Source organism: Ectobacillus sp. OTK (assembly GCF_059698935.1).
This window is the reverse complement of the sequence record NZ_AP048547.1, coordinates 4,892,625-4,914,068: the sequence shown is the minus strand read 5'-3', so window position 1 is coordinate 4,914,068 and position 21,444 is coordinate 4,892,625. Positions and strand designations below refer to the sequence as shown.

24 protein-coding genes and 1 riboswitch are annotated in these 21,444 nt (G+C 42.7%); of the genes, 19 read left to right on the top strand and 5 right to left on the bottom strand.

From position 1 onward, the window contains the following. Positions 1–22 precede the first annotated feature (22 nt). The 12 genes from AC6HZ4_RS24440 to yunB all read left to right on the top strand — a co-directional run bounded on the left by AC6HZ4_RS24440 (position 23) and on the right by yunB (position 12,015). Positions 23–367: a hypothetical protein gene (locus AC6HZ4_RS24440; protein ID WP_497492442.1), complete on the top strand. Its 345-nt coding sequence runs from the start codon at positions 23–25 to the stop codon at positions 365–367. A gap of 218 nt (positions 368–585) precedes the next feature. Next, positions 586–693: riboswitch (SAM riboswitch) on the top strand. A 100-nt stretch (positions 694–793) separates the two neighbouring features. Beyond that, the gene (locus AC6HZ4_RS24435; protein ID WP_497492440.1) at positions 794–1,822 is read left to right on the top strand and encodes a methionine ABC transporter ATP-binding protein; all 1,029 of its coding nucleotides are present in this window, start codon (positions 794–796) and stop codon (positions 1,820–1,822) included. Further along, the gene (locus tag AC6HZ4_RS24430) at positions 1,812–2,480 is read left to right on the top strand and encodes a methionine ABC transporter permease (protein WP_497492438.1); all 669 of its coding nucleotides are present in this window, start codon (positions 1,812–1,814) and stop codon (positions 2,478–2,480) included. The genes AC6HZ4_RS24435 and AC6HZ4_RS24430 overlap by 11 nt, the downstream gene beginning before the upstream one ends. A gap of 17 nt (positions 2,481–2,497) precedes the next feature. Further along, positions 2,498–3,334 carry a MetQ/NlpA family ABC transporter substrate-binding protein gene (locus AC6HZ4_RS24425; protein WP_497492436.1) on the top strand — a complete coding sequence of 279 codons (837 nt, stop codon included), beginning with the start codon at positions 2,498–2,500 and terminating at the stop codon, positions 3,332–3,334. Positions 3,335–3,941: 607 nt separating this feature from the next. Continuing rightward, entirely contained in the window at positions 3,942–4,724 is a 783-nt protein-coding gene (gene sufC / locus AC6HZ4_RS24420; protein WP_497492435.1) for a Fe-S cluster assembly ATPase SufC, read from the top strand. Positions 4,725–4,742: 18 nt separating this feature from the next. Further along, positions 4,743–6,035, top strand: a complete 1,293-nt coding sequence (gene sufD / locus AC6HZ4_RS24415; protein ID WP_497492434.1) for a Fe-S cluster assembly protein SufD — start codon at positions 4,743–4,745, stop codon at positions 6,033–6,035. Next, positions 6,035–7,255, top strand: a complete 1,221-nt coding sequence (locus AC6HZ4_RS24410; protein ID WP_497492432.1) for a cysteine desulfurase — start codon at positions 6,035–6,037, stop codon at positions 7,253–7,255. The genes sufD and AC6HZ4_RS24410 overlap by 1 nt, the downstream gene beginning before the upstream one ends. Next, positions 7,245–7,679: a Fe-S cluster assembly sulfur transfer protein SufU gene (sufU, locus tag AC6HZ4_RS24405; RefSeq protein ID WP_497492431.1), complete on the top strand. Its 435-nt coding sequence runs from the start codon at positions 7,245–7,247 to the stop codon at positions 7,677–7,679. Before AC6HZ4_RS24410 ends, sufU begins: the two co-directional genes overlap by 11 nt. 32 nt (positions 7,680–7,711) lie before the next feature. Continuing rightward, positions 7,712–9,109: a Fe-S cluster assembly protein SufB gene (sufB, locus tag AC6HZ4_RS24400; protein WP_497492429.1), complete on the top strand. Its 1,398-nt coding sequence runs from the start codon at positions 7,712–7,714 to the stop codon at positions 9,107–9,109. Positions 9,110–9,410: 301 nt separating this feature from the next. Next, complete coding sequence (locus AC6HZ4_RS24395; protein ID WP_497492428.1) at positions 9,411–10,832, top strand: bifunctional metallophosphatase/5'-nucleotidase; 1,422 nt, start codon at positions 9,411–9,413, stop codon at positions 10,830–10,832. 50 nt (positions 10,833–10,882) lie between these two features. After that, positions 10,883–11,185, top strand: a complete 303-nt coding sequence (locus AC6HZ4_RS24390) for a YunC family protein (protein WP_497492427.1) — start codon at positions 10,883–10,885, stop codon at positions 11,183–11,185. A gap of 53 nt (positions 11,186–11,238) precedes the next feature. After that, entirely contained in the window at positions 11,239–12,015 is a 777-nt protein-coding gene (gene yunB / locus AC6HZ4_RS24385) for a sporulation protein YunB (RefSeq protein ID WP_497492426.1), read from the top strand. Between the two features lie 205 nt (positions 12,016–12,220). On the opposite strand, the gene AC6HZ4_RS24380 is transcribed toward yunB, so the two are convergent. Next, a complete protein-coding gene (locus AC6HZ4_RS24380) occupies positions 12,221–13,216 on the bottom strand; it encodes a M23 family metallopeptidase (RefSeq protein ID WP_497492425.1) in 996 nt (331 codons plus the stop codon). Positions 13,217–13,381: 165 nt separating this feature from the next. Between AC6HZ4_RS24380 and lipA the strand changes: the two genes are divergently transcribed. Next, positions 13,382–14,278, top strand: coding sequence for a lipoyl synthase (gene lipA / locus AC6HZ4_RS24375; protein WP_497492424.1), 897 nt, complete (start codon positions 13,382–13,384; stop codon positions 14,276–14,278). Positions 14,279–14,342: 64 nt separating this feature from the next. On the opposite strand, the gene AC6HZ4_RS24370 is transcribed toward lipA, so the two are convergent. Next, entirely contained in the window at positions 14,343–14,969 is a 627-nt protein-coding gene (locus tag AC6HZ4_RS24370) for a YhcN/YlaJ family sporulation lipoprotein (protein WP_497492423.1), read from the bottom strand. A 120-nt stretch (positions 14,970–15,089) separates the two neighbouring features. Between AC6HZ4_RS24370 and AC6HZ4_RS24365 the strand changes: the two genes are divergently transcribed. Next, positions 15,090–15,392, top strand: a complete 303-nt coding sequence (locus tag AC6HZ4_RS24365; RefSeq protein ID WP_497492422.1) for a YutD family protein — start codon at positions 15,090–15,092, stop codon at positions 15,390–15,392. A gap of 328 nt (positions 15,393–15,720) precedes the next feature. On the opposite strand, the gene AC6HZ4_RS24360 is transcribed toward AC6HZ4_RS24365, so the two are convergent. Next, entirely contained in the window at positions 15,721–15,990 is a 270-nt protein-coding gene (locus AC6HZ4_RS24360; RefSeq protein ID WP_497492420.1) for a DUF3055 domain-containing protein, read from the bottom strand. 281 nt (positions 15,991–16,271) lie between these two features. Here AC6HZ4_RS24360 and AC6HZ4_RS24355 point away from each other — a divergent pair, with 281 nt between their 5' ends. The 3 genes from AC6HZ4_RS24355 (at position 16,272) to AC6HZ4_RS24345 (ending at position 18,665) form a co-directional block, all read left to right on the top strand. Then, entirely contained in the window at positions 16,272–16,712 is a 441-nt protein-coding gene (locus tag AC6HZ4_RS24355) for a DUF86 domain-containing protein (protein WP_497492419.1), read from the top strand. A 283-nt stretch (positions 16,713–16,995) separates the two neighbouring features. Then, positions 16,996–17,766, top strand: coding sequence for a TIGR01457 family HAD-type hydrolase (locus tag AC6HZ4_RS24350; protein WP_497492418.1), 771 nt, complete (start codon positions 16,996–16,998; stop codon positions 17,764–17,766). A gap of 116 nt (positions 17,767–17,882) precedes the next feature. Beyond that, complete coding sequence (locus tag AC6HZ4_RS24345) at positions 17,883–18,665, top strand: Cof-type HAD-IIB family hydrolase (RefSeq protein ID WP_497492417.1); 783 nt, start codon at positions 17,883–17,885, stop codon at positions 18,663–18,665. Between the two features lie 77 nt (positions 18,666–18,742). On the opposite strand, the gene AC6HZ4_RS24340 is transcribed toward AC6HZ4_RS24345, so the two are convergent. Continuing rightward, on the bottom strand, positions 18,743–19,234 hold the full coding sequence (locus AC6HZ4_RS24340) for a phosphatidylglycerophosphatase A family protein (RefSeq protein ID WP_497492416.1): 492 nt from the start codon (positions 19,232–19,234) through the stop codon (positions 18,743–18,745). A 133-nt stretch (positions 19,235–19,367) separates the two neighbouring features. Here AC6HZ4_RS24340 and yutH point away from each other — a divergent pair, with 133 nt between their 5' ends. After that, the gene (gene yutH, locus AC6HZ4_RS24335; RefSeq protein ID WP_497492415.1) at positions 19,368–20,378 is read left to right on the top strand and encodes a spore coat putative kinase YutH; all 1,011 of its coding nucleotides are present in this window, start codon (positions 19,368–19,370) and stop codon (positions 20,376–20,378) included. A 360-nt stretch (positions 20,379–20,738) separates the two neighbouring features. On the opposite strand, the gene AC6HZ4_RS24330 is transcribed toward yutH, so the two are convergent. Then, entirely contained in the window at positions 20,739–20,975 is a 237-nt protein-coding gene (locus AC6HZ4_RS24330) for a NifU family protein (protein WP_497492414.1), read from the bottom strand. Between the two features lie 148 nt (positions 20,976–21,123). Here AC6HZ4_RS24330 and AC6HZ4_RS24325 point away from each other — a divergent pair, with 148 nt between their 5' ends. After that, on the top strand, positions 21,124–21,426 hold the full coding sequence (locus tag AC6HZ4_RS24325) for a YuzD family protein (RefSeq protein ID WP_497492413.1): 303 nt from the start codon (positions 21,124–21,126) through the stop codon (positions 21,424–21,426). Positions 21,427–21,444: the final 18 nt, after the last annotated feature.

The following is a 21,444-nucleotide window of genomic DNA, read 5'->3' as shown; positions in this document are numbered from 1 at the left end:
CTGTTCGCGAGGAGTGATGGAAATGACGTTGCAAGCATTGTTGCAGTCATTTGCGGATTACGCAAGCACACAATATCATTTAGAGCCGCTTCTGCCTTTGGAGGAAAAGGTCATTTGTTTTCGGTTTAGGGGAGAAAGCTGCTCTTTAAAAATGTCACGCCATGAAATCACATTGTCGGAAGGATTGAACGGAACAGACACGATTACATTTCGGAAAGAAGAGGACTTGCATAGCTTAGTAAATGGTCTTGTTCGGCTGCAGCTGCTATTAAGGTGGAAGGGAACAGAGTATATGGGATCATATCGAACACTTTTACTAGCAGAGTCGCTGTTTCATATATGCAAGCCATTAGAAAAGGGAGCGTAAATGCTCTCTTTTTTTATTGTTTATTCATATTTTTGAAAAGTTTTAAAAATAGTAAATTTTCTGTATTTTTTAAGACGAAAACCTATTGGCATCGTGGAATAATTTGTTTTGAAGTTTTCTAAAAATAATAAATCATTATCATTGACATAAATATGCGAGATTGATAGAATGACAATCATGTGATAAAAAAACAAATCAGATTATTTATGTCTGATGTGCTCTTATCAAGAGAGGTGGAGGGACTGAGCCCAATGAAGCCCGGCAACCGTCAACATGTGTTGAAATGGTGCCAATTCCTGCGAAGCGAATGCTTTGAGAGATGAGAGGGAAGGATACGCGACGATTGTTCGAAAACCTTTCTGCTCATCTGGAGCGGAAAGGTTTTTTTTCTGTAGGATAACGACTGAATGAAGAGGTGAGAAGATATTGATTCTACTAGAGAACGTTCAGAAGATCTATCGTTCGAAAAGCGGAACAGTTACTGCTGTTCATGATGCAAATTTAGAAATTCGCCAAGGGGAAATCTTTGGCATTATCGGATATAGCGGAGCAGGAAAAAGTTCGTTACTACGTATGCTAAATCAGCTGGAGAAGCCGACTTCCGGCCGTATTACAGTAGCAGGACGTCTAATTTCTGCGATTCAAGGCAAGGAGCTGCGCAAGGCCCGTCAAGAAATCGGGATGATTTTCCAACACTTTAATCTTCTATGGTCAAGAACGGTTCGTGAAAATATTGCATTTCCATTAGAAATTGCAGGGGTGTCCAAGGAAGAGCGCCAAAATCGCGTTGATGAACTAATTCGTCTTGTTGGGTTAGAAGGAAGAGAGGATGCGTATCCGTCCCAGTTAAGCGGGGGACAGAAGCAACGTGTTGGAATTGCTAGAGCCTTGGCAAATAATCCAAAGGTTTTGCTTTGTGATGAAGCAACATCTGCTCTTGATCCGCAAACGACAGATGCTATTTTGGATTTGTTAGTGGACATTAATGAAAGGCTCGGCTTGACAATAGTGCTGATTACCCATGAGATGCATGTAATTCGCAAAATTTGTCATCGAGTGGCTGTTATCGAGAGCGGGAACATCGTGGAACAGGGAGAAGTTCTTGAGGTATTCAAGCATCCTAAACATGTAACTACAAAAAAGTTTGTGCAACAAGTCACTGAACCGGATGAAGCGAGAGAAACAATTGAACAATTGCTGCATCAGTATCCAGATGGGCAGATTATTAAGTTAACGTTTGTTGGTGATGCTGCGGAGAAGCCTCTTATTACGGATTTGGTTCGTCATTTCGAACTGGATGTTAATATTTTGCAAGGGAAAATTTCCCAAACGCAAAAAGGCTCCTATGGGACATTGTTTGTTCAGCTTCAGGGCAAGAATGAGGAGATTGCAAGGGCCATTGCTTTTATTCAAGATAAGATGGTAGAAGTTGAGGTGGTCGAATATGCAAAATGAGTGGTTAGAGCTAATTAAATTGGAAAAATTAATCGATGCGACGCAAGAAACGATTTATATGACAGCTATTTCAGTCGCAGCCACATTTATTTTAGGGCTGGCGCTAGGATTGCTTTTGTTTTTAACTGCTAAAGGAAATATGTGGGAAAACAAGGCTGTTAATACGATTATTGGGTTGTTTGTAAACGTATTTCGTTCAATCCCATTCATTATATTGATTGTATTGCTTATTCCTTTTACTAAATTGATTGTAGGAAGTATTTTGGGGGCCAATGCAGCTTTACCTGCTTTAATCATTGGTGCCGCACCGTTTTATGCCCGCATGGTTGAAATTGCGCTCCGTGAAATTGATAAAGGGGTTATAGAGGCCTCCTATGCTATGGGAGCTTCTAATGGACAAATTATTTTTAAGGTGCTTATACCAGAATCATTGCCGGCCTTGGTTTCGGGAATTACAGTTACGGCCATTGCTCTTGTTAGCTATACAGCTATGGCAGGGGTTATCGGAGCTGGGGGACTTGGGAACTTCGCATATTTAGAAGGGTTTCAAGGCAGCAACCCGTTGTTAACATTTGTTGCTACGGTAGCTATTTTAATTCTTGTGTTTATTATCCAATTTATTGGAGATTATTTTACTAAGAAATTAGATAAAAGGTAATTAGGGAGGAATCTAGAATGAAAAGACTACTTAGTCTCATTGCAGCTGTTTTTGTTCTTGCTTTAGCGGCTTGCGGCGGAGCAGACACTGCGAAAGAAAATGAAAAGACAGCTGATGGAAAAACAAAACTAGTTGTGGGAGCGTCCGCTGTTCCACATGCTGAAATTTTGGAAGAAGCAAAGCCATTGCTTGCAGAAAAAGGAATTGACCTTGAAGTTAAGGTGTTTCAGGACTATGTTTTACCAAACGTTGCCTTAAAGGAAAAAGATATTGATGCGAACTACTTCCAAACTCCAGGGTATTTAGATTTAGAGATGGAGAAAAAGGGTTATGACTTTGTGAGCATTGGTGAAGTTCATAAAGAGCCAATTGGGATTTATTCTCAAAAGTACAAAAGTTTAGCGGATCTTCCAGAAGGCGCGAAGATTATCATGAGTAACTCGTTTAGTGATCATGGGCGTATTCTTCCGATTTTTGAAAAAGCTGGGTTAATTAAGCTGAAAGAGGGCGTTGGTGCAAACGCACGCGTGGAAGATATCGTAGAAAATCCAAAGAAATTAGACTTTTCAACATTGATTGAAGCAAAGCTTCTTGCTACTTCCTTTAAAAATGGGGAAGGAGATGCGGTGGTAATCAACACAAACTACGCGCTTGAAGGAAAAGTAGATATTAAAAAATACGGCATTGCGTTCGAAGGAAGTGATGTTGTTCCTTCCAACTTAGTAGTTGTCCGCAAGGGTGATGAAAATCGTAAAGAACTGCAAGCATTAGTGGAAGTACTGCAATCTAAGGAAATACAAGATTTTATTAAAGAAAAATACCAAGGTGCTGTTATCCCTGCTACAAGTAAATAAACAATTGGAAGCCCGTGAGGATTCCAAGGGCTTCCAATCATGAACAAAACCCCTGCGGGAATCGCAGGGGTTTTGTTCATGATTGGAAGTATAAATTTCCAGCTGGAAGCTCATTCAATGTATTGGGAAATTTCAGGGATAAAGTATCAGGGCAACCATGCCTCTGTCTTTTTAATTGCTTTTAATATAGCTCCCTGCTTTTTTACATAGGGATTTGAATAAGCAGATTGCTGTTTTTGGGGAGGATATAGAGTATAATGGTGCTCGGGTCCGTTTTCTCAAAAAATAGGAGAGAATACCCTTTCCTTCGACCGAAGGAGGTCCCTTGAGGGAAAGGAGCGTTAGCGAGCAGGCGGCAGATAGGTCAAAGTTCGAAGCAAGGGCATGATACATACAGTGTTTTCGATTGCAGTGTAAAATACAAAAAAATGCAAATGATAAAACAGTGCAAAGCAGTTAAGGTATCGTTAAGTTAGAAAGTTCTGAAAATTTTCTTCTGTTTGATATATGTTTTTAATTGATATAAAATAAGAATGAGAATAGAATGAGAATGTGAAAGTTCTACAACAATTTTTCTTCTATATAGAAACAAACTGGAGGTATTGTGATGGCTGGTTCAACTTTAACAATTAAGGATCTACATGTATCCATTGATGAAAAAGAAATTCTAAAAGGTGTAAATATCGAAGTGAAGGGCGGAGAAATCCATGCAATCATGGGCCCGAACGGAACGGGTAAATCGACGTTATCTTCTGCAATTATGGGTCATCCGAAATATGAAGTAACAAGCGGAAGCATCACGCTTGACGGCGAAGATGTATTAGAAATGGAAGTTGATGAGCGCGCTCGCGCAGGTCTGTTCCTAGCAATGCAGTATCCTAGCGAAATTAGCGGTGTAACAAACGCAGACTTCTTGCGTTCTGCAATGAACGCACGTCGTGAAGAAGGAGATGAAATTTCTTTAATGAAGTTCATCCGTACATTGGATAAAAACATGGACTTCTTAGAAATGGATTCTGCAATGGCGCAGCGTTATTTAAACGAAGGCTTCTCTGGCGGCGAAAAGAAGCGTAATGAAATTCTTCAATTAATGATGCTTCAACCGAAAATTGCTATCTTAGATGAAATCGACTCTGGATTGGATATCGATGCATTAAAGGTTGTATCAAAAGGCGTAAACGAAATGCGCGGCGAAGACTTCGGCTGCTTAATTATTACGCACTATCAACGACTTCTTAACTACATCACACCTGACTTTGTACACGTTATGATGAACGGCCGCGTTGTGAAATCCGGTGGTCCTGAGTTGGCACAACGTCTAGAAGCAGAAGGCTATGATTGGATTAAAAAGGAACTCGGCATCGAAGACGAAGCAGAGCAAGAAGCGTAAGCGGATAGGAGGATAATCATGACAATCGGTACACTACCATTCGATCAAGACTATGTTCGTCAATTGGCAAGCGGAGAGCCTGCATGGTTGACGGAGCTTCGCTTACAAGCCCTTGCCAAAGCGGATGCACTTCCAATGCCAAAGCCAGACAAAACGAGTATCGCTAAATGGGATTTCATCGGTACGGGACGTGTGGCAAAGCAAGAGGCTGTAAGCTCCCTTGAAGAGCTTCCAGAGGACGTAAAAAAGCTTTTCAATACAGAAGAAGAGAAAAACGTGCTTGTACAGCGCAGCGGCACGCCAGCTTTCGTTGTATTATCTGAAGAAGCAAAAGCAAAAGGTGTTATTTTCACTGATATCGTAACGGCGGCTCGCGAGCACGGCGATTTAGTGCAAAAGTATTTGATGACAAAGGGAGTTAAAGTCGATGAGCATCGCTTAACAGCCCTTCATGCAGCTTTAATCAATGGCGGTGCGTTTGTATACGTTCCAAAAAATGTTGTACTTGAAGCTCCGCTTCAGGCTGTATTTGTCGTAGATAGTGAAGAATCCAATCTTTATAACCACGTTCTTGTTGTGGCAGATGAAAACAGCTCTGTAACGTACGTAGAAAACTATGTGGCAAATGAAAATACAACGGGTGTTGCGAACATCATCGCCGAAGTAATTGCTGAACAAGGTGCACAAGTGAAATTTGGTGCAGTTGATCTTCTTTCTAAAGGAATTACAACCTACGTAAACCGCCGCGGTACAGTTGGGCGTGATGCGCGTTTAGAGTGGGCACTTGGCTTAATGAACGACGGAAATACAATTTCTGAAAATATTACAAATCTAATGGGTGACGGCTCTGTTGGCGATACGAAAACAGTAACAGTTGGGCGCGGCGAGCAAATCCAAAACTTCACAACAAGCGTGGTGCATTTTGGCAAAAACTCCGCAGGTAATATCTTAAAGCACGGTGTACAAAAGGATGCAGCAACATCCGTTTTCAACGGTATCGGTAAGATCGAGCACGGCGCTTCTAAATCAGATGCGCAACAAACTTCCCGCGTGCTGATGTTAAGCGAAAAAGCGCGCGGCGATGCAAACCCGATCTTGTTAATCGATGAAGATGATGTAATGGCAGGACACGCAGCCTCTGTAGGACGCGTGGATCCAATGCAGCTGTACTACCTAATGAGCCGTGGTATTCCTAAAAAAGAGGCTGAACGTCTTGTGATTCATGGTTTCTTGGGACCAGTTGTGAATGAGCTTCCAATTGAAGGCGTAAAGGCACAGCTTGTTGAGGTCATTGAAAGGAAAGTTCGCTAATGGATATTCAAGCAATACGCCAACAGTTCCCGATTCTTCATCAGCAGGTGAACGGCAAACAGCTTGTGTATTTGGATAATGCCGCAACTTCACAAAAGCCGCTCTCTGTTATTGAGACACTAGATCGTTACTATAAAGAATATAATTCAAACGTACACCGCGGCGTTCATACGCTTGGCACGCAAGCAACTGATGCATATGAAGGCGCACGCGAGAAGGTTCGAAAGTTTATTAATGCACGTTCGATGCAAGAGATTGTGTTTACGCGCGGAACGACAACAGCGCTAAACATGATTGCAAGCAGCTATGGTATGGAGCATGTCGGTGCTGGTGATGAAATCGTCATAACGTACATGGAGCACCATGCTAATATTATCCCGTGGCAGCAGGTAGCAAAGAAAAAAGGCGCAACGTTAAAATATATCCCGCTTCAAGAAGACGGTACAATTTCTCTTGAAGATGTGGAGAAAATAGTTACGCCGAGCACGAAAATTGTATCTGTTATGTATGTCTCCAATGTGCTTGGCACCATTAATCCGATCAAAGAAATCGCTGAAATTGCGCATCGCAATGGTGCGATTATGGTAGTAGATGGAGCGCAAAGCACACCGCATATGAAGGTGGATGTGCAGGATTTGGACTGTGATTTTTATGTATTGTCGAGTCATAAGATGTGCGGTCCTACTGGCGTAGGCGTATTGTACGGCAAAAAGCACATTTTAGAGAATATGGAGCCGGCAGAGTTTGGCGGTGAAATGATTGATTTTGTAGATTTATACGAATCAACATGGAAGGAGCTTCCGTGGAAGCATGAAGCAGGCACACCAATTATCGGTGGCGCTATCGGACTTGGTGCAGCGATTGACTTCCTGGAAGATCTCGGTCTTGAAAACATTGAAGCCCACGAGCACAAATTGGTACAGTACGCAATGGAGCGCTTATCAGGAGTCGATGGCGTGACAATTTATGGACCAAAGCATCGTGCTGGTTTGATCACATTTAATATCGATGATGTGCATCCGCATGATGTTGCGACTGTTCTAGATGTAGAAGGAATTGCAGTTCGTGCTGGACATCATTGCGCTCAGCCGCTCATGAGATGGTTGAAGGTGTCCGCAACAGCACGGGCAAGCTTTTATCTATATAATACAGAAGAAGAAGTGGACGCATTTGTTGAAGGGCTAATTAAGACGAAGGAGTATTTCACAAATGTCTTCTAATAATCTCGATGCATTATACCGTCAAGTGATAATGGATCACTATAAAAAACCTCGCAACCGAGGTGTTTTAGGTGATGATAGTGTAACGGTAGATTTAAATAATCCGACCTGCGGTGACCGCATTCAGCTGACAATGAAGATTGAGGACGGCATCGTACAGGATGCGAAGTTTGAGGGAGAAGGATGTTCCATCTCGATGTCATCCGCATCAATGATGACGCAGGCAGTGAAGGGAAAGAAAGTAGAAGAAGCACTGAAGCTATCGACAATTTTTTCCAACATGATGCAAGGAAAAGAATATGATGATAGTGTAGACTTAGGAGATATCGAGGCGCTTCAGGGCGTTTCGAAATTCCCGGCGCGCATTAAGTGTGCCACTCTCGCATGGAAGGCGATGGAGAAGGGACTGCACGATCATAACTAATGCTCCCCGGGATATTAAGGAGGGAAAATAAAATGGCGAAGCAAATGCCGGATATCGGCGATTATAAATATGGATTTAAAGATAAAGACGTATCAATTTTCCGTTCTAAGCGCGGATTAACGAAGGAAATTGTAGAAGAGATCTCCCGTATGAAGGGCGAGCCGCAATGGATGCTTGACTTCCGTTTAAAATCGCTTGACCATTTCTATAACATGCCAATGCCTCAGTGGGGCGGAGATTTAAACGACTTAAACTTCGACGAAATTACGTATTACGTAAAACCGTCTGAGAAGTCCGAGAAGTCTTGGGATGAAGTACCGGATGAAATTAAAGCAACCTTTGATAAGCTTGGTATTCCAGAAGCGGAGCAAAAATATCTTGCAGGTGTATCGGCTCAATACGAGTCTGAGGTTGTATACCATAACATGAAGGAAGACCTTGAAGAGCTTGGAATTGTATTTAAAGATACAGATAGCGCCTTAAGAGAGAATGAGGATATTTTCCGCGAGCATTTTGGAAAGGTTGTTCCTCCAACTGACAACAAATTTGCAGCATTAAACTCTGCAGTTTGGTCAGGCGGCTCCTTTATCTATGTTCCAAAAGGAGTAAAGGTTGATACGCCTTTACAAGCGTACTTCCGTATTAACTCTGAAAACATGGGACAATTTGAGCGGACATTAATCATCGTAGATGAAGATGCACATGTTCATTATGTAGAGGGCTGTACAGCTCCTGTTTATACAACTAACTCGCTTCACAGCGCTGTTGTAGAAATTATCGTGAAAAAAGGCGGCTATTGCCGTTATACAACAATTCAGAACTGGGCAAACAATGTTTACAACCTTGTAACGAAGCGTACAGTTTGTGAAGCAAATGCGACAATGGAATGGATTGATGGCAACATTGGCTCGAAGCTGACAATGAAATATCCTGCGGTTATCCTAAAGGGAGAAGGTGCGCGCGGTCTGACACTTTCTATCGCAATTGCTGGTAAGGGTCAGCATCAGGATGCGGGTGCAAAGATGATTCACTTAGCACCAAATACATCCTCAACAATCGTATCTAAGTCCATCTCGAAGCATGGCGGAAAAGTAACATACCGCGGTATCGTTCACTTTGGACGTAAAGCGGCAGGCTCCCGCTCAAATATCGAATGCGACACGCTCATTATGGATAATCAATCGACGTCGGATACAATTCCATACAACGAGATTTTAAACGATAATATCTCGCTTGAGCACGAAGCGAAGGTATCGAAAGTATCTGAAGAGCAATTGTTCTATCTCATGAGCCGCGGTATTTCCGAGCAGGAAGCAACAGAAATGATCGTTATGGGCTTCATCGAGCCATTTACACGTGAGCTTCCAATGGAATATGCAGTTGAAATGAACCGCCTTATTAAGTTTGAGATGGAAGGTTCTATCGGCTAAGACTATCGTTGTCTGAATTAGATTGATTTTATAGTGAAACACATCAACAGGCTTTAGGGAAGGTTCCTAAAGCCTGTTTCATTTGAATATACATGTACCCTTACCGCCGGGCTGTACCTTCCTTTATAAGAGAGCTGTCCCCTCGCAAGCTAATCGGGCTATGCCCGCTTTTTTGAGAAAAAATCTCTTTTGGAAACCCGTTCTTTTTATTGATTTTTCTCCTTGAAATAACATAATTTAAAATAAGGGACTTGTACAGTTGCCGTTGCCTTCTATATTGTACGCAAGTGGGATAAAGAAGATGGACAAACGGAGAGAGGAGTGTTGTTTTCTGAAACAAGACCATGAAACAGTCGTTCATTTATACCATACAAATGATTTACATAGTCATTTTGAAGAATGGAGTTCTATTTCCCGGTTTGTCCGGCAGGAAAAGCAAAGGCATAAGCAGCAGGGGGAAGCTGCTTTTATATTAGATATTGGTGATCATATTGATCGGTTTCATGTTATTTCCGAAGCAACGGCTGGTAAAGGGAATGTGAAGCTGTTAAACGAAGCCGGGTACGATTATGTGACAATCGGAAATAATGAAGGCATTACGCTCTCTAAAAAGCAGCTGGATGAACTGTATGAAGACGCAAAGTTCCAAGTGCTGCTTGCAAATTTATTTGAAGAGAACGGAAGTCGCCCGAGCTGGACAAAGCTGTATGATCTTTACACATTGCCAAACGGAGCTGTCATTGCGTTTTTTGGCCTTACTGTTGCATATGAAGCATTCTATTCGCAGCTTGGATGGAAAATCGGCGACCCATACGAGGCGTTGGAGGAGGTATTGGCGGAGATTCGGCATCAGGCAGATGCTATTATTCTTTTATCTCACCTTGGCCGCAATGAGGATGAGTATATCGCGGAGCATTATGATATAGATGTTATTCTTGGCGCGCATACGCATCACTTGTTTGAAACGGGACTGTTTGTGAACAATACGCTTCTTTGTTGTACTGGAAAATGGGGACAGTATGTGGGCCATGTAAAGCTGCAATTTACGGAGAATAAGCTCACGAGTAAGCAGGCGCGTGTGATTTCCTCGAAGCTTCTCGGCGGATATGCAGGGACGGATCATAGCATGCGGATACTGCAGGAGGAAAGTGAGCAGTTGATGAATGAGCCTGTTGTCGAATTAAGAGAAACACTATATGCACATTGGTATGAGGAAACGGCATTTAATAAAATGCTCGCGGACTCTTTAAAGGAATGGTGTGATGCTGAAATTGGCATGCTGAACGCAGGGGTGCTTCTGGATTCACTTCCGCAGGGACATATTACGCGTCGGGATATTCACCGTATTTGTCCTCATCCCATTAACCCGTGCCGTTTGCTTATTACAGGAAAAATACTGCGGGATGTCATTATTAAAGCACGCAGGCCGCAAACGGAACAGCTGGAAATTAAAGGTCTTGGCTTTCGCGGAAAAGTGATGGGGAAAATGATTTATTCTGGTCTTGAAGTGACTCCTGATGACATTCCGGGGAATAAGCTGCTGCTAAAAGAGGTGCTGGTGAATGGGCAGCCGCTCGAGCCGGAGCGGATGTACTCCGTTGGCACGCTTGATATGTTTACATTTGGATACATTTATCCGGAGCTTGCAAATGCAGCCGAGAAAAAGTATTTTATGCCGGAATTGCTGCGGGATGTATTACAGGACACCTTAACGAAATTGTAACATCTACTTCCTCCTTTCATACAGATAAAAGGAGAGGAGTGTGAGAAGCAGTGGTTACATTAGAGCCAATTGTCATCAACAATCATATCTTTTTGGCAGTAAGCGTGCAGCTCCCGAAAACAAATCTGCTGGCAGTTATGAGCGAGAAAGGCTACATTATGTGCGGTGCGCTCGATGTTGCTTTATTGAATGAAAAGCTGCGTGATCGCGGCATTATTGCGGGGCGTGCAGTTGGCGTACGCACGATTGAGCAGCTCCTTGAAGCACCTTTAGAATCTGTCACGTACGAAGCGGAGAAGCTTGGCATTACAGTCGGCACAATTGGGCGCGATGCGATGCTAAAAATGATTTAACAGATATTGTCCTTTCTTCCTGCATACATATGGTTAGGAAGGAGGGATTTTTTATGCGCAGAATACGACGCAGCTTCAGGCTTCGCCGCGGTCCGCTCCCATTTCGGTATGTGCTAATGATTTCGTTTTTCATTTTTCTCGTACTGACCGTTCAAGGACTATGGATTGTAAATAAAAGCATTGAACCGACGCTCATATCTTATGCGGAAGTACAGACGAAGCGGCTTGCTACCGTTATTATTACAAAAGCTGTGGAAGATAAGGTATCAGAGGGATTAAATACAGAAAAGCTTGTAAAGGTGAAGATGGATAACGATGGCAATGTATCGTCCGTCGACGTTGACGCACAAATGGTGAGCTCCATCGTGACGTCTACGACAACTACTATGGAACAGTATTTGCATGAAGCAGAAAAGGGAAATATAGAGAAATTAGGTATTAAAGAGACGGCGAAGGTTAATTTGGCCAAAAGTTTAGCTGATGAGGGCATCTTATTTACGGTACCGCTTGGACAGGTAACGAAAAACGCTATTCTTGGAAATATTGGCCCCGAAATTCCTGTTAGCTTTACAACAATCGGAGATGTAAGCGCAAAGGTAAAGGAGCAAGTTAAGCCGTATGGGATTAATAATGCCATGGTGCAGGTCGTCATGGAGGTAGAAGTGATGCTGAAGGTCATTATTCCGTTTGAGACGAAGGAAACGAAGGTAAAAACGGATATTCCGCTCATGATCAAGATCATCCAGGGAGATGTTCCAAGCTATTATCACAACGGAGGAGCAAATGGTGCAAGCCCGGCACTTCCCTCTTTAAAGGAAAAGAATTCATAATTAATTAGTAAACTATTCTGTGGATTGCCCTTCACAGAGCTAAGGAAGGGGACTTCTTTCAGAAATAAACTAAATCCTTCCCTTATACATAGCGGGGGAAATTGATTCTTTGGCAGAGGAAAGCAGCTTTTCTTTTCACTTTGCTGTAAAAAGAGGTATATGGCATTTTTGATCATATACCTCTTTATTGCTTTTACAGCTTGATTTATCTTTTCTTCTTAAGCATTTGCCATTCCTGGCGCTCCCAAAAGCTAAGTTGATAGTAAGGATCGTACGCCCATTCCGTATAGCCGTTATCTTTATATGCTCCATAGTGGAGATGGGGCGGGAATTTTCCAGCTGTTCCTGGAGGCCCGTAGCCTGTGTTGCCGACAAAGCCAATTACCATACCCGGCTCGACAATTTGTCCAACTGCTACGTTCTTTGCAAAACCTCCTAGGTGGGCGTAATAATGATAGTTGTTGTTTAAGTCGCGAATCCCAATGCGCCAGCCGCCTAGACGGTTCCAGCCCTTTAATTCTATAATGCCATAGCATGTTGCGCGAACAGGAACACCGTGAGCCGCGAAGATATCTGTCCCTTCATGCATGCGTCGTCCGCCGAAGCTTCGTTTGTCACCAAAGGTACTTCGGTAGCTATGGTTGCTTCGAACCGGTACAGGAAAGGCATTTCCTTCAATTTGTAAACGTCCGTAATGATCATAGATACGGGCGTACCCTAAAATAATTTCAACTGTTTTGGCGCGTTTGTAGTACTCCCAAAGCGCAATTTTTAAGTGGTCACGGTCTGTACCGAAATGGCTGAGCACTGTAGCCATCGTATACAGTACATCCCTGTCATTATTTTGGTCAGCAGAGCCATCCCCGTCACCGTCTAGTCCCATTCCTCCAAATAGCCCAATTGTATAGGGATTGCTGTCCCCCTGGTTTGGATTGCTAGGGCCAGCCCACATTTCCGGTTTGAAATAAATAGAGATGACACCGTTTTGCTTTTTAGGAATATCACGGCGTACAGATCGAACGCTGCGTTCGTATTGATCGACTGCTGCGTAGTAATACCACGGAATAAACGTGACAGTTTCCATTTCCTTATATAAAGCCATTCGTTTTTTGTAAATCTTCTCTTTATCTGCTTCTCCGTATACTTTTCCTTGAAAGAGAAGCAAACTAATACTCATGAGAAGGAAGAGTTTTCTATACACGGGTATAAGCTCCTTTCCAGCCGTTACTCTTTATAGTTTGGGATATACACGGTATTTCATAATGGTAAATTAATGGTAATGACACGCAATGTTTGAGCATTTTGCAGAATTCCTTTAGAATAGATATGGGACTTTGAAGTATGCGGAAAAAGTGGAGTGATGATAATGACAAATAAAACAGAACATGTGCGCAAGCCGGAATGGTTAAAAATTAAATTAAATACCAATGAAAATTATACGAGCTTAAAGAAAATGATGCGCTCGGAAAATTTGCACACGGTTTGCGAAGAGGCAAAATGCCCGAACATTCATGAGTGTTGGGCGGTAAGAAGAACGGCAACATTTATGATTCTTGGCGATATTTGTACACGTGCCTGCCGTTTCTGCGCAGTCAAAACAGGTTTACCGACAGAACTGGATCTCCAGGAGCCGGAACGTGTAGCAGATTCTGTGTTCCAAATGAATCTAAAGCACGTTGTAATTACGGCAGTTGCTCGAGATGATTTGAAAGACGGGGGAGCGGCTGTGTTTGCGGAAACAGTTCGCGCAGTACGCCGTAAAAATCCATTTACCTCTATTGAAGTCCTGCCTTCTGATATGGGCGGTGTAGAGGAAAATTTAAGAATGTTAATGGATGCGCGCCCTGATATTCTCAATCATAACATTGAGACGGTACGCCGCTTATCTGATCGTGTTCGTGCACGGGCAAAATATGACCGTTCTCTTGAGTTTTTGCGCCGTGCGAAGGAAATGCAGCCTGATATTCCAACAAAATCAAGTATCATGATTGGTCTTGGGGAAACGAAGGAAGAAATTGTGGAGGCATTGGACGATTTACGCGCTAATAATGTTGATATCGTTACCCTTGGACAATATTTGCAGCCTACTAAAAAGCATTTACCGGTTGTAAAATACTGGTCTCCAGCTGAATTTGCAGAGCTAAAGGAAATCGCACTATCCAAAGGCTTTAGCCATTGTGAAGCAGGCCCGCTTGTTCGTTCGTCTTACCATGCAGATGAGCAAGTAAAATCTGCACAGGAAAATAGCGCACAGGCTCAATAAATATGAAAGCGGAATCGCTCGTCTTAAAGAGGAAAACAAGCAGCTGAACATTCAGCTGCTTGTACTATTTCTTCATATTTTGCAGTGAATCATCACGCTGATTGTTCAAATGTGGCTTAGTGCTCATTTCTTGCTTCAACATATCAATTGTTTGGGCGAATTCTGTATTGTTCATTCTTCCGGATTTTAAGCCTTCCATTTGCGTCATCAGTTTCTGCTCCGTGGATGTATACACATGATAGTAGCGCGGTACGACGGAAAGTGCAGTTCTGCGGACTTGATCTTGAACGAGCTTTGGATTGGTTGTGTTCGCCCGGTAGACAACAAATACTTCATCATCCGTTACCATCGTTGCTGCATCTGTTACATCTGGCATCTTAATTTCTAGATCGGTAATAATATTGGCGAGAGTTTCTCTGTCAATATAGGCAACCTGATTGCGGTCGCGATCTGTAGTGTCATTTTTTTGTCTGCGTGAATAGCCCATATTTGTCGTTGCATACCGCATATGGCTTGTGTCAGATCCATGTCTGTACATACTGTTTCCATTTCCCTTATTGGATAGAAGTACACGCCCGCCTTCTTCCTGCTGGAGTGCATCACCTCCTTCTCCCACTTCAGCTGTATCCCGTGTTTGGCATGCTGTTAAGAGAGAAAGGGCGGCAACGGTTGTTAGCAATATCTTCTTCATTACTTTCACCTCCTTAGACTTATCATTTGTCAGTAACGCCTTTTTCAGATTAGAAATTGTTGGCTGTCACTCTTTATGATACGATTAGGATAATTACGTGCAGAAAGGAAAGGAAACACGATGGAACAAAAGGAAGAGGTAACGAAAACGGTCACCATCAATAACATTTCCTATGAACTGATGGACGAGCATCGGGAAGGCTTTAATGAACAGGCGTTTAAAGAACGCTATGCTGAAATTTTAAATAAATACGATTATATTGTTGGTGATTGGGGCTATAATCAGCTGAGGCTGCGCGGGTTTTTTGAAGACAGCAGCCAGCGCGCAACATACGATACGAGAATTAGCACATTGTCTGAGTACTTGTATGAGTTTTGTAATTTTGGCTGTGCGTACTTTGTCTTGAAGAAAATAAAGAAGTAGGGCGTACGGATCTGCGATCTGTACGTTTTTTCTTTGGAGAGGATATCTTATTAAGGGGTTTTAAAGGGCTGGGAGAGAAGAAATAGAAGTGTGCGCCCAAGCTTCATGGAAACAAGGGCACGCATGTTAGATGAGAAGATGATAGCGTGTCTGTCTGCTTTTCTTAGATCAGAAAGTATAACTTTTTGCGGGGACGCCGCCCTGCTCCCATGACCCGTTTGCTGTAGGGAAAGAACTCTGCCTATTGGGGCAAAAAGCGCCTCAATGGGCGGAGAACTGTCTCCTTTGGGAGCAGGACGGACCGCGTCTGCTTTTCTTGCTAAAACGGTTACATAATGACTTCATATAAAAATGAACGGAGTTCCTCTGCCCCTTCTTCATCAAGACCGTATGCATATTCTAAGTATCCAGGTTCGTCTAGATCATCTCGGCCGATAATGGCAAATCTGTTTCGCAAAATGTCTAGAACCAATACCTTACCATAATAACGGTCAGATATAACTAATGCTAAATCGTAGCGCTCGCTTTCCCCCATAAAACTAACAAAGCGCGTTTGCGTCGTTACGGTATCATCATATAGAAAAAAACGTTCTGACATATGTTTTTAACTCCTTTTTACCGGCTTACTCTAAGCGCGGTTTATAATTTAGGTTTATGAAGAGCTGGATTGAAATGTACTATTTTTGTTATGGAGACGTTGCTTGTCATCTCCACTCCTAAATAAATTGACACATGCCCCCCTATAACTAACTATAACAGAGTGAGAAGAAAAGTTGAATTTGAAAAAACATCGATTTTTCCTGTATAAAAAGATACAATGAAAGTGAATATTTTCTAAAAGAGTGCACTTTTTTAAGTGAAAGGTAAAGGGTGACAAACATGTATTTTGTAGATCGGAAAAAAATTGAACAAACTCTGCAATGTCTTGAGCAGGTAATGACTGTTTTTTCTGCCAAGGAAGAGTACGTACAGCAGACAGATCAATATGCCCTAGAACGGATGGCACATCTTGTTATTGATTGCATTCTAGATGTCGGGAATGCAATGATTGATGGCTTTATTATGAGAGACCCAGGCAGCTATGAGGATATTATCGATATTTTAGTGGATGAAAAGGTCGTACAGTCAAAAGAGGGAGAGAGCTTAAAGGAAGTTGTCCGTCTTCGAAAGATGATTGTGCAGGATTATGTGAGCGTGCAGCATAAACAAGTGGTATCAACCCTGCAGGAAAACCGCGCTGTAATTGAGGCGTATCCTTCCCGTGTGCGTCGTTATCTCGAGCAAGAGCTTGGTCCTGTGTCAGCGTTTACAAACCTATAGGAAGAAAGAAGGGAGAGGCTAGGACGGATCATACTCTTGTTTATACGAAATTGCATCCAAGTAGTGAAACGCTTTGCACCGAAGCGTTTTTTCTTTGCAGCTTAAGGAAGGGTAAATCTCCAGCTTAGAAGCGAATTCGACGTAGTCGGAAATTTTAGGAACAAAGTATAAGTGCAGCTACGCTTCTGTCTTCGCCTAACGGCTCGCCAATCGGCGAGTTTTCTTTTCACATACAAGCGGATTTAAGCTAAAAGGGATTCTTATTGTAAAGGAGAGGGAGAATATGAAAGCATATAAAGGCTATTTAATTGATCTGGACGGTACAATGTATAAAGGAGAAGAAAAGATTGAAGAAGCAAGCGACTTTGTGAAAGCTTTGCAGGAGAAGGGTATTCCATACTTATTTGTTACAAATAACTCATCACGTAAGCCAGAGCAGGTGGCGGATAAGCTGATGAGCCTCGATATTCCGGCGGCACCGGAACAAGTATTTACAACAAGTCAGGCAACAGCAAACTTTATTTATGAACAAAAGCCTGATGCGTCAATTTATATGATTGGCGAAGAGGGATTACATGCGGCTCTTGTAGAGAAAGGCTTTACCTTTGACGATAGCAATCCAGATTTTGTGGTGATGGGCATCGATCGCGATATTACATATGAGAAGCTTGCGAAAGCATGCCTAGCTGTGCGTAACGGTGCAACCTTTATCTCGACAAACGGAGATATTGCGTTGCCGACAGAACGCGGCATGATGCCGGGCAACGGCTCTCTTACCTCTGTTGTTGCTGTTTCAACAGAGACGAAGCCTATTTTTATCGGCAAGCCTGAGTCCATTATTACAGAGCAAGCGTTAAAGGTAATAGGTACACCAAAGGAAGAAACAATTATGGTCGGTGACAACTACGATACTGATATTATGGCGGGTATCAACGCTGGACTGGACACGCTGCTTGTACATACAGGAGTTACGACTGTCGAGAAGCTGCGTGGGTATGAAACACAGCCAACATATGCCATCCATTCATTAACAGAGTGGCTGGAGAAATTATAGTATCTTCCGCAAAAAGGTACAGCCTAGATTTTGGAATCGATTTCTTATATAATGGTGAGGGGAAACAAAGTAATTTACTTACTTTTGTAAGAATACGATTCATAGGGGCGGGAGATATGATGAAACGACAACTGATTTTCTTTGACATAGACGGTACGCTTTTAGATCATGATAAGCAATTGCCGCTCTCTACGAAGCAGGCAATCGGAGCATTAAAGGAACAAGGCCATGAGGTTGCAATTGCTACAGGGCGTGCTCCTTTTATGTTTGAAGAGCTTCGCAAGGAATTAGAGATTGATACGTATGTAAGCTATAATGGGCAGTATGTAGTCGCAAATAATCAAGTCATTTATAAAAACCCATTGTCGACAGAAACATTAACAGCTCTTACCCATACTGCTGCCGCAAATGATCATCCGCTAGTCTATATGGATCATGAAGATATGAAGGCAACGGTTGAAAACCATCCTTACATGGAGGAAAGCATGGGTACGTTAAAAATTGATCGTTATCCAACGCATAATCCTAAATATCTTGAGGAACGTGAAATCTATCAATCTTTGTTATTTTGCAAGGATGAAGATGAAGCACAATATGCAAATGCGTTTGCACAGTTTCGCTTCGTGCGCTGGCATCCGCTATCAACGGATGTTTTGCCTGCGGGAGGATCTAAGGCAAGAGGAATACAAGCTGTGATGGAAGCATTCGATTTCACAGCGGAACGGGTGTATGCGTTTGGCGATGGATTAAATGATATTGAAATGCTGCGATTTGCAGGAAACAGCGTTGCAATGGGAAATGCCCCTGATGAGGTAAAGAAGGCAGCCGTGCATGTTACAAAAGACGTTCAGGATGATGGCATCTTGCATGGACTTGAGATGTTAGGACTATTAAAATAAAGTAAAACAGCTGCGGGTGAGAGATGCCCGCAGCTGTTTGTGAGATTAGAAAGTATAACGTTTTGGATTTAGCTTTTCTACTCTGCATGTGCTGCGCGGTGAGCAAGGCGGCTGGATGCTGCAGCGGCAATCGCGCCGACAATATCGTCTAGAAATGTATGCACATATCCGCTCGATTTATCATTCAACATCTTTAAAATACCCGGCTTTACTTTGTCTACATATCCGAAATTTGTAAATCCAATAGAGCCATATACATTGACGATGGACAAAGCAACAACCTCATCGATTCCGTACAATCCTTCATCATTTTTTATAATGGTTTGCAGGGGCTCCTCTAGTAAGCCTTTTTCTGCTAGCATATCAAGCTGAATTCCGGTGACAAGCGCATTTTGTACCTCTCGCTTGGATAATACACGTTCTACGTTATAGCGGCATTCTTCCATCGTAAGATTTGGATGGTAGTTTTCTTGTAGAAAATAAACGAGCTCTGCGATATGCTCAATGGTTACCCCGCGCTGCTGCAAAAGCTCCATTGCTTTTTCTCCAATTTGTTTTTCTTTAGTCATCGTATCACCTTTTCTTTTTAATATTCTATACGTAAAGACGCTTTATTATGTGAAAAGACACCACCTATGAAAAAATAGGTAAAACAATCGAACGCGCTCATATACATAGAAGTAAAAACACGAGGTGAAATAGATGATACAAGAGCTGTTCGATCAATATCAAATCACCGTTAGCCAGCTTGCCCCATTTGGACCGTACAAAAGCTTTTGGATTCGCAACAAGGTGTACATCCTCGTGCCTGTCGGCAAGTTTCAAGAAGAGGAGCTTGTTGAGATGAAAAAATTGAGTGATTATATGACAGAGCAAGGAGATTTGAGTGTTGCCTCCTTTGTCCCGACTATACACGGTTATTATGTGAGTGAGATCGAGAACCAAAACTATTGCCTGCTCAAAACGATGCGACAGCTGGACCGGCAGATATCCGATTTGAGCGAGGGAAAGGAATTGGCAGTATTTCATGAGCGCAGCAAGCTGTTTCCCGAAGAGATTACAGAATTGGCCCGTATTGGTGAATGGAAGGGACTTTGGGAAAGGCGGCTTGATCAGCTCGAAAAGTTTTGGCAAGGAAAAGCCGGCTCCCATCCTGCTGATCCATTTGAACGATTATTTATTGAATCGTTCCCGTATTACTTAGGGATAACAGAAAATGCAATTCAGTACGTTGTAGATACTGAATTAGACGATGAACCGAAGCTGGCCGATGCTGCAGCTATTTGCCAACAGCGCTTTACACCACAAACGTGGCAAAAAACAAAGCGCATCAAAATTCCAATGGAATGGGTATACGATCATCCGACCCGCGACCTGGCAGAATGGATTCGCTGCACCTACATGGAGGAGCAGGATGGTGCCGAGGAGCGGATTCTGCAGTTTCTCACCGATTATGAAAGCGTGAGCCCGCTCTCTTCCTTTGGATGGCGTATGCTATTTGCCCGTCTCCTATGTCCGCTGCAATATTTTGAAACAGTCGAAGGGTATTACTTAGCCAACAAGGAGGAGGTACGAAGTATGTATTATGAGAACCTCCAACAGATGATAGAACGTTCAAGGGAGTTCGAGCGCTTCCTAAGCGGCTTCTATAAAATGGTTCGTCTTCCTGTTCAAAAGCTCGGTATTCGAGAAATTGACTGGCTGCAGCGATAAACAGGGAATGTGTTTCAAATTTGCAGCATGATCATCTTAGTTATTCTCTCTTCTCCAAGACTGACTCCCAGCATGAAGCAGCGCTTCTGAAGACGGTTCTAAAGGTGACAAAAAAGAGACCTTTCCAAAAAGGTCTCTTTTCAATTGCATATATACAAGCCTCCGCCCTGAGCAAGTCAGTTTCCAAACGGCAGCTTTTCTTAAAAGAAAAGAATGTATGAATCTTCTCAAGGGGCAGTGTCTAGCTGTATCGGCCAGCTCCCATCCGTAGAATAACCCTCTCCATGCAAAGGCAAAAGGGCCTTTGATGGGGAGGAACATTTTACTGCAGGAGCAACTAGGCCGATTCCGCTTTTCGTATTAAAATACTTGTTCTACTTCTACAACACCTGGAACTTCTTCTAAAAGAGCACGCTCAATGCCTGCTTTTAACGTGATAGTAGAGCTCGGGCAGCTGCCGCAAGCGCCCATCAAACGTAATTTTACAATACCGTCTTCAATGTCAACCAATTCTACGTCTCCGCCGTCACGAAGCAAGAATGGACGCAATTTATCTAATACTTCCTGAACTTCTTCAAACATGTTTTCGTTTGCCATTATTATCGACTCCTTTCTTCCCTTTTATTATAATCATTATAAAGCGAAAAATCTATTGATATCTCTTAGCTTTCAATGAGGATCCGACAGACATAGTCGGCTCCTATAGTATATGCGTTTAAAAGCTAGCTTGTCAGGAGGTTGGGGTATGGTGAAAATTAGCATTTATGGAGCGAAGGCTATTTGCGCCAGCTGTGTTGGCATGCCTTCATCGCTCGAGACATTTGAATGGCTGCAGGCAGCAATCGGGCGTAAGTATCCGGAGCAGCTGTTTCAGTTTGAGTATATCGATATTTTTGAACAGCAGGAGGAGCTCCACAAGCAATTGTTTGCACAGCGCATTATAGATGAAGATTTGTTCTACCCGGTTGTACTTGTAAACGATTGTATTGTGGGAGAGGGAAATCCGCGTTTGAAGGATGTATATGAGGAAATTGAAAAATATTTATAAAGAAAACTCGCCGATTGG